Annotated in this window: 7 protein-coding genes and 1 pseudogene; 1 reads left to right on the top strand and 7 read right to left on the bottom strand. The window is 69.2% G+C overall.

The features are described from left to right. Nucleotides 1-367: 367 nt before the first annotated feature. From ACIG3E_RS23885 to ACIG3E_RS23855, 7 genes and pseudogenes are all read right to left on the bottom strand, one after another. On the bottom strand, nt 368-2,839 hold the full coding sequence (locus ACIG3E_RS23885; protein WP_399619818.1) for a Helicase associated domain protein: 2,472 nt from the start codon (nt 2,837-2,839) through the stop codon (nt 368-370). Between the two features lie 145 nt (nt 2,840-2,984). Then, nucleotides 2,985-3,305 carry a hypothetical protein gene (locus ACIG3E_RS23880; RefSeq protein WP_399619815.1) on the bottom strand — a complete coding sequence of 107 codons (321 nt, stop codon included), beginning with the start codon at nt 3,303-3,305 and terminating at the stop codon, nt 2,985-2,987. A 77-nt stretch (nt 3,306-3,382) separates the two neighbouring features. Next, complete coding sequence (locus ACIG3E_RS23875; protein WP_399619813.1) at nt 3,383-3,958, bottom strand: transcriptional regulator; 576 nt, start codon at nt 3,956-3,958, stop codon at nt 3,383-3,385. A gap of 140 nt (nt 3,959-4,098) precedes the next feature. Further along, on the bottom strand, nt 4,099-4,248 hold the full coding sequence (locus ACIG3E_RS23870) for a hypothetical protein (RefSeq protein ID WP_399619811.1): 150 nt from the start codon (nt 4,246-4,248) through the stop codon (nt 4,099-4,101). Next, entirely contained in the window at nt 4,245-4,535 is a 291-nt protein-coding gene (locus ACIG3E_RS23865) for an XRE family transcriptional regulator (RefSeq protein ID WP_399619808.1), read from the bottom strand. The genes ACIG3E_RS23870 and ACIG3E_RS23865 overlap by 4 nt, the downstream gene beginning before the upstream one ends. Before the next feature lie 195 nt (nt 4,536-4,730). Continuing rightward, nucleotides 4,731-6,545, bottom strand: coding sequence for an AAA family ATPase (locus tag ACIG3E_RS23860; RefSeq protein ID WP_399619805.1), 1,815 nt, complete (start codon nt 6,543-6,545; stop codon nt 4,731-4,733). 259 nt (nt 6,546-6,804) lie between these two features. Continuing rightward, nucleotides 6,805-7,008: pseudogene (locus tag ACIG3E_RS23855) on the bottom strand (hypothetical protein); the annotation flags it as partial. A gap of 169 nt (nt 7,009-7,177) precedes the next feature. Here ACIG3E_RS23855 and ACIG3E_RS23850 point away from each other — a divergent pair. Then, entirely contained in the window at nt 7,178-7,936 is a 759-nt protein-coding gene (locus ACIG3E_RS23850; protein WP_399619802.1) for a TnsA-like heteromeric transposase endonuclease subunit, read from the top strand. Nucleotides 7,937-7,938: the final 2 nt, after the last annotated feature.

Here is a 7,938-nt window from a genome sequence, read left to right as displayed (position 1 = left end):
CCGATCGGTCTACTCCGCAGACACGACGCGCCGCCGCTACGCGGCGGAAGCAGCCGCGCTCCGCGCGGCTGGCCGGCCACTCCGTGGCCGGTGCGGCCAACTCCGTTGTCCGCGGCTCGGATCGCTCCGCGATCCGGCCTGGCGGAATCCGCTCCGCGGATTCCTCGAACTGCGCAGCTACACCGGCAGGTGGGCGCGCTGCTTCGGTCTCCACTGCCCTGAGTGGTGGAGGACGCCCCTTTGTGCCGTGCCCGGTCGACCTGTGCAGGGAGCGGGCGCGGCATCCCGGCTCGTTCTCCTCATCGTATCGGTTCGGTGCGCGTCCCGTCTGTCTTATGGAAGCAGAAAACTATGTGATCTTCGAAGGTTAGCGGGATGCCTCTGTGGAGGCTGTCCGGCCGGTCGTGGTCCAGTTGCTCTTGAGGATCTCGGTCATCAACTGGTCTTGTTCTTGGGTGAGTTGGCGTGCGTTCTGCTTGGTGCGCACCTTGCAGAGCCACGGGCCGATCATGACGTGCTCGCCGTCGATCTCCATCCCTTCCCGGGCGTTGGGCGGGCGGCCCCAGCGTTCGACGAAGAGGCGCAGGAGTTCGGCGGTCTGCCGAAAGGAGCGGCGGCGGGCTCGTGTGCTGGGCGTGGCGCTCGTGCTCCGTGTGCTCGTACTCCGTACGGGGAGCGGGACTTGATCGGGGGTCAGGCCGAGGTCGGTGAGGAGGTCGCGCTGGCCGTCTGCGAGCTGGCTCCAGTTGGTGAACTGGCGGTGCAGCCAGCCGCCGGCCTTGACTCCGTCGATCGTCAGGTCCCGGTGCAGCGTGGCGGGGTCGTGGCCGACTTCGATATGGCTGCGCAGCAGGTGGTATTTGCGGTGCCAGTCGGGGCCGTATGGGAGCTGCCAGTTGGGGTCGAGGGCGGTGAAGTGCTGTTCTCGGCTGGGGGCGAGGAGGTCTTTGCGGGCCCGGGCGCGTTGGTCGACGAGGAACTGTCCGCCGGGGGCGGTGGCGGGGATGGCGAGGTGGCCGTGGACGGTATGGAAGGCCTCGATGGTGGCGAGGTTGGCTTGCCAGGCGGCTTCGTTCTCGTCCCAGACCATGCCGAGGGCTTCGAGTTCGGCGATCCAGTCGGCGGTGAGTGCGTCTTGGTGGTAGGCGGTGCGCTGGCCGGTGATGAAGGAGCCGAGGCGGTAGCCGTAGGCGTCCTCGTAGTCGGTGGGGACGCGCAGGTGGCCGTGCTCGGCGTGGTAGCGGACGGCGGCGGCGAGGCCGGCTCGGCGGGGTGCGGAGAGGACGGCGCCGTCGGCGGGCCACGCAAGCAGGTCCATCGCGCGCGCGATGTGGTCGGCATTGAGGGTGAAGTCGAAGCGGAAGCGGCGCGTGATCAGTTGGTGGGTGTCGGTTTCCAGGCGGCGTTTGGTGTTCTTGCGCGGGGCGCGGGCGGTGATGGACTGGTCGTGGTGGCGCAGTGCCGCAGTGATGAGCCATAGCGCCTCGTACGGGGTGCCGAGGAGGTCGGTGGGGTCGGCGTCAGGCGGGGTGTAGGCGGGGATGACCAGGCTCGCCATCTTGTGGTCGAGGGTGGGGGGTTTACGCAGGGCGCGGCCCAATGCTTGGACGATGCGGCGCACGCTCGCGGTGCGGTCCGCGAACACGATTGCGTCCACGGCGGGAAGGTCGACGCCTTCGCCGAGGACTTGGGCGTTGGTGAGGATGCCGCGGGTGGCCTTCTCGAAACGGTCGAGGATGGTGTGGCGCGTCTCGGGGGTGTGGGTGCCGTTGATCGACTGCACGCTCAAGTCCTCGGCCCAGGAGGGGCGTTGGGTTTCGGGGAGGGTCCGCAGGGTGGAGGGGAACTGGCGGGCGAAGTCGGCGGCGTCCGCGATCTGCTGGAAGTAGACGATCACATGCTTCAGGTCGTGCTCGCGCATGGCCTTGAGGACGGCCAGGTGCAGTGCGCTCGTGCGGCGGGCTGTGGGGCCGAATCCCGTCTGGGTGTCTCGGTCGGTGAGGAGGGTGCGCAGGTCGGTGTCGGTGATCGTGGGGATCAGGAGCTGGTAGTCGGCCAGGACACCGTCGTCGATCGCGTCCGCGTGGGAGTAGGTGTGCAGGCGCGGGCCGAACACCTTCGGATCGTCCATCGACGCGATCAGGGAGGGAGCTTCCCAGGCGGGGGCGGTGGCTGCGGTGCGCTTGGGCTGCGGGCGCATGTCCGGGGCCTCGGCCAGACGCGGGGCTTCCCATTCGTAGGGGGTCGCGGTCACGTACAGGCGGCGGTCGGCCGGGATGCGCTGGTTGTCGTGGATCATCGTCCACTGCTTGTCCCAGCTACCCGCCGTGCGGTGCGCCTCGTCCACCACTAGCAGGTCGAAGACAGGGACGGGGAAGACTGTGTGCTGGGTCTCCTCGATCCTGGCCAGGGAGTCGAGCGTGACGAAAACCGTCGCCCGCTCACGCCGTTTCCTGCGCTGGGCCAGCCAGTACGCCAGGTACTCCCCCGAACCCGTACTCAGCGCGCCGGCATCGGCGAGCAGCGGGTGCTTACCGGCGTCGAGGGAGGACACGGCCATCAGCGCCTCGCGGCGGCCATCCGCGCGGGCGGCCTGGGCCCACTGGGCGATCAGGTCCCAGCTCGGCACCGCGATGAGCAGGTGGTGGGTGTCCAGTGCCTCGGCGGTTCTGAGCGCGATCAGCGTCTTGCCTGTCCCGCACGCGGACACGATGTGCCCGCGGGTGCAGGGGTGCTTCAGGTGGCGGACTGCCGCGTCGATGGCCGCGTTCTGATCCGGGCGCGGCACACGGCGTTTTCCGGGGCGGGTTGCTGCGGCGGAAGGGGTATCGGTGGGCATCGCGGCCAGGAACCTCTGCGAACAGGTCGGGCTTTGGGGTCTTCATCCTCTCGCAGCCGGGACAGGCCACGCGGGCTCCTGTGGAATCTGTCAGCCGGCCGTGTGCCGGTTTGCCCGCAGGGGCGTGGAGACGCGTCGTGGCATCTTAGCTGTGTGTAGGACGGTGGGGGTGCAGTGCGCGGCCAACTGGCGAGGCGAGCGTGTCAGGGTCGAGGGCGTCGAACAGGGCGCCGTCGTCGGGTATCGGGGCCCGGTCGGCGGCGCGTGCATCGCGCCACAGGTCGTCGGCGCGGCGGGCCAGGCGTTCACCCTTGTCGGCCAGGGTCTCGAAGTTCCCTTTCTCGACTGCTTCAGCGAGCTGGGGCAACTGCTCGAGGATTTCGCTCCAGCGCCGGGCAACGGCCATCTGGGAACGCGTCAGTCCGTCCTCGCCGGGCGGGTCGATCCGCTTGTTGTACCGGGGCATGATCTGCCTTTCGTCGGGTGCCGGTCTTCACGGAAGCCGTGGGCCGGACGGTGCGAGGGTGTGCCTGTGTCTGCGGGTTACGCGCCGAAGCCGATGTTCGACACGTACTCGTACTGTCCCCACTGGCTGCCGAGGTCGGGCAGAACGTCGGTGGTCCATACGTCCTCGAGAGCCTGCCGGTCGTCGATGGTCCAGGCGGCAACGATGCGGTCCCAGCGGCGTACGTTGATCTTCCGGAACTCGATGACGCGCTGATGTGGTCTCGCTACGTGGGACTGGTTCAGCGGGTGGATCTCCACTCGCGTGCCGCGGCCGTCGCGGTTGAGGCGTTTCAGGAGGTGGCTGGCGACGTTGTAGCGGCGCACCGTGCGGTAGACGGCGTCGATGCGCTCCAGGTTGGCTTTCGTGGGGCTCTGTGTGCCGGCCAGCCAGGCGTTCAAGGTGCGGTCGGTGACTGTCAGCCCGTGCTCACGGGCGGTGTGGAGAGCCCGCTTGGATCTCGTCAGGTAGTTGAGGCGGGCGAGGAGACCGCGCCGGGTGGTCACCGGGCTCTCGATGAAGTCGATGAGACTGTCCAGTTGGCGGGCCACCGCATCGCTGCTCTTGATCCCGCGAGCGCCTAGCTTGCCGAACTCGACGTTTTTCTGGGGCACTTGCCCGCTCTCCTTGCCCGGTGGTGGTGGTTCTGGTCAGCGTACGGCCATCGCCGTATCAGCCGCCGACGAGACGAATCGCGGTACCTCACGGCCATGGCTTCTTCCCTGGTTGCAGCAGGAGCTGTCCGTTGGGGAGTTCACCGGCTGGGCGCAGTGGTGTGCTCGCCCGGGGTCGGGTGGGCGGCGTGCCAGACGTCCCAAATCTCTGCGCGGAGTCTGCCGCGCAGTGGTACGTCCATGTCCTGCGCGCGGGCCCAGGCGTCGATCGCCTCGAACTGCGGCTTCACCGCGCCTCTCCCTTCACGGACGGCCGCCGCCGTCCGGCACGACGCTCGTCGGGCAGCGCCTCGCACGCCCGGGTCGGGCCCGCCAGAAAATCCAGGACATCCATGCCGTAGTGCCCGGCCAGCGCCTCGCAGTCGGCCAGACTCCAGGTGGCGGCCCCGGACTGACGGCGGCTTACCTGCGCCTGCGCCACCCCCAGCGCCTCAGCCAGCCTCGCCTGCGACTCGCCCGAGGCGTGCATCAGTGCCGCCACCACCAGCCGCACTCGTTCCGGCAAGGACATTCCCATGACTCCATCCTGCCAAAGTCATGCGTTTTTTGAATCATTTATGAGTGATTCGCATGACTGTCTGAGGGTGGGCCGGCGCGCGGGGAGCAGCAGGAGGCGGGCGCCGGGGTGCATCGGGGCTCCACCCCGGGCACACCGCCGCGGCCATGTGTGCCGAGAGCAAAGCCCGTCCCCGCCGCGATCGCGTGGTGCGGGTCAGGGCACCAGCGGGTTGTCCCGGGTGAGCTCGATGGTGTGCATCTGGCGGCGCAGCTGCGCGGGCAGGGACGGCAAGTCGTTGTCGACGATGATCACCTGGTGCGGGCGGGCGGGCGGCATGTCGCTGCGGGCGCCGGCGATGTGGTCGAGGAAGTGTGCGTACAGCCTTGCGATCAGCTGCTGGTCCTCGGTGCCGTATCCGACGTTCTTGCGCGGCGAATCGATGATCAGCAGGGAGGGCAGATCGGTGGCTCCGGTGACCAGCGCATGGCTGAGGAATGTCATCCGGTAAGCCACGTTGATCGCGGTGCGGACGCCGTGGCCTACCTTGGTGAGTTTGCCTGCCCTGACCTTCGGCAGGAGCGAGTTGTGATCGATGCGCGCACCGGGCTCTCCGGGCAGCGACAGACCGCCGATGATGGCCGCGAACTGCTCCTCGATCTCGGCCAGGGTGCTCTGGCGTCCGGACAGGAGGTTCTTGCGCGTCTTGATGTCCTCGCGCACACCACGCAGTTCTTCTTCTGCCGCACGCAGCGCCCGCTGCAGTTCGAGCAGCCGCCGGTGCGGGTCGAGCTGCCGCTCGAACATGCCCGTCCGGGTGCGGGCACCGGCATGGGCAGCTGAGAGCTGCTCGATCTGCCCGGCCAGAGGCCCGATCTCCAGACGGGTCCGCTCCTCCAGCTCCGCCCGCGCCTGAGCGAGAGCATCCCGAGTCTCACCGGCTGCCTTGGCCGCCTCGATGGCCCGCTGCTGTGCCGTGGCCAACGCGGCTTCGGCAGTCTGCACGGCCCTGTTCCGCGCGCCGGGATCCAGTTCGCACAGGCACAGAGCACAGGCTCCCTCGGGTACGACCCGGCCGGTCAGCAGCTGCGTGCAGGAGGGACAGCGCAGCACCGGGTCGGTGCCCGGCTGCTGCTGAGCACGCTTGATGGCCCGCTGGGCCAAGGAGACGGCGGCTTGGGCCGCTTTCTCCTCTTCTCGGGCCCTGGAGTGCGTTGTCTCCAGGGCGGCGACGCGCTGGCGCAGCGGATCGGCGAAGGTGGTCGCGGCCCGCATGCGGCCCTTGAGTTCCTCCAGGGCCGTCAGCGTCTCCCGTTCTTCACTCTGGGAGCGGGTCAGCTCCTGCTCCAGTTCCGCGGCGCTCCCGGTCAGGAATTCGCTGATCGTCTCGGTGCGGCGTTTGAACTGGCTCACGGTCTGGCTCAGGTCGTCGCGGCGGGCGGTCAGCACCCGCATCTGCGCATCGATGAGGCCGAGCACGAGCTCGACGACCGTCTTGTAGGACTGCGCGGTGTTGGCCTGTCCGCGTACGGCCTCCGTGCCGTCGACCATGTCCTGGGAGAGGTGATTCAGGGCGTAGAGCTGGGCGAAGGTAAGACGGGCGCCGCTGCCGAGCAGTGCCACCGCGGTGGGCGGGGCAAACAGCTCGGACAGGCCGAGCAGGTCTAGCAGCACGTCACCCACGACGCGCCGGTCGCTGTCCGGCTGCGCGGTGACGTCGAGAAGTTCTTCGACTTTTCCGTCGTAGGGGCTGATCAGTTCGACGGTCCCGGTATCGGCGACCGGGGAGCGCCGCAAGGCGATGCGCATGCCTTCGATCCGCAGGTGCACCGTGACGGAGGTCAGCCGCTGCGAGGGCACCTGCCGCCACTCCACCGGAAGTCCCAGCGGGTACTTGATGCAGTCGACCAGTGTGGTCTTGCCCGTGTCGATGGGGCCGTAGACGCACACCACCGGATGGGCGAAGTCCAGGGTGCGTACCCCGCCGGTGGAGTTGATGACCACTTGCTCGACGAACAGATCCCGTGACATTGGCTTCCTTCCGCAGTTCATCGACACCGGGACAACGGAACGGCGCGATGAAGGAACCGAGCCCGGCGGCCAGATCGCCAGAAGGGGTGAGCCGAGCCCGGCAGGGACTGCGCCGACGTTTCGCTCGGCCTCTCCCCTGCCCTGCCTCCCTGATGCTTCAGCCCCTGGGGTGCCGCAGACAGAGAGCCGTCTCAGGTGGGGCGGCCGACGCAGGTGAACAGGCCGCAGACAGGGCGTGCGGCGCGCTGCTCGGCGCTGGTCATCCAGGCTCGACGCAGGGCTGGGCCCGGGATGCGGCAGAAGCGGCTGGTTCTCGCTCCACCACCGGGGTGGGGTGGGCGTGCTGCTCGATATGCGCGGGCGCGCCGGGGGATCCATCGGGATGGTCGTGGATCCAGGACAGGCCGCCGATGTCAAGCCGGTGGCGGGTGCGGGTGACGGCGAGGTAGGCGAGGCGGGCCAAATGGGGGCGAGTTGGCGACCACGGCGTGCCGGTGGCCGCCGCCCGGCCGAAGGTCGGCTGCCGAGCGGGGCTGGTGCTGTCTGGAACGCGTCGTGCGGCAGGAGCGGAGGGGCGGGCGGTGTGCTATGAGGTCTGACGGACGTGTGGCCGCGTGACTCAAGGGGCGTTCATGACACGGGAGTTGCGGGTTCTCCACCAGGACCGGTACGGGGTGCGGCGGACCCGGCCCATCGAGCGGATGGCCGGCGTTCCGCTGACCGAGCGGGGCGAGGTGTGGAAGCCATTGCGGCATCCCTCGCAGCGCAGCATCGTCACCTGGTGGTGGGCGGCGACCACCAGGCGGCATGTGGGCTGCCGGTCGCTGGAGCGGCTCTCTACGGCGATGCTGCTGGACTTCCACCCGGGTGTGACCGGCCTCAGCGCCTGGTCGGGGCAGCTGATCTGGCGCGAGCGGGGCCGGGAGCGGCAGCTGGTGCCGGACTTCTTCGTGCGTACCACGGGCGGGACCACGCTGGTGGTGGCGTGCCCGCCCCGGAAGGGGCCGAGTGAGCGGTTCGAGCGGCAGCTGGAGGTGCTGCGTGAGGCGTGCGGGCAGGCGGGCTGGCAGCTCGCGGCACCGCAATTGCCCGAGGCGGTGGCACTGATCAATCTGCGGTGGGTCTCGCGGCGGCGCCATTGGCGGTATGGAGATGCGGATGTGGAGGCCGCGCTGGGCGAGGCCTTCGCCCGGCCGCGGCCGCTGATGGAGGGCGTGACGCAGTGCGGGGTGCCGCGGATGCTGGCCCTGCCCCGGCTCTATCACATGCTGTGGCACCGGCAGCTGGGCGTGGACTGGGGCGTGCCGCTCGGTCCCGGGTCGATGGTGGGGCCGCTGGGTGCGGGGGAACCGGAGGCGGTGCGCCGACCGTTCACGGCGGGGCAGCCATGATG

This window comes from Streptomyces sp. NPDC053474 (assembly GCF_044544845.1).
Lineage (GTDB): Bacteria > Actinomycetota > Actinomycetes > Streptomycetales > Streptomycetaceae > Streptomyces.
Note: the sequence above shows the minus strand (reverse complement) of the source record. Positions and strands in the feature narration are given on the sequence as shown.

Coding starts and splice junctions, on each gene's coding strand:
- ACIG3E_RS23885 (WP_399619818.1), bottom strand. CDS start 2,839: ATGCCCACCGATACCCCTTCCGCCGCAGCAACCCGCCCCGGAAAACGC.
- ACIG3E_RS23880 (WP_399619815.1), bottom strand. CDS start 3,305: ATGCCCCGGTACAACAAGCGGATCGACCCGCCCGGCGAGGACGGACTG.
- ACIG3E_RS23865 (WP_399619808.1), bottom strand. CDS start 4,535: ATGGGAATGTCCTTGCCGGAACGAGTGCGGCTGGTGGTGGCGGCACTG.
- ACIG3E_RS23860 (WP_399619805.1), bottom strand. CDS start 6,545: ATGTCACGGGATCTGTTCGTCGAGCAAGTGGTCATCAACTCCACCGGC.
- ACIG3E_RS23850 (WP_399619802.1), top strand. CDS start 7,178: ATGACACGGGAGTTGCGGGTTCTCCACCAGGACCGGTACGGGGTGCGG.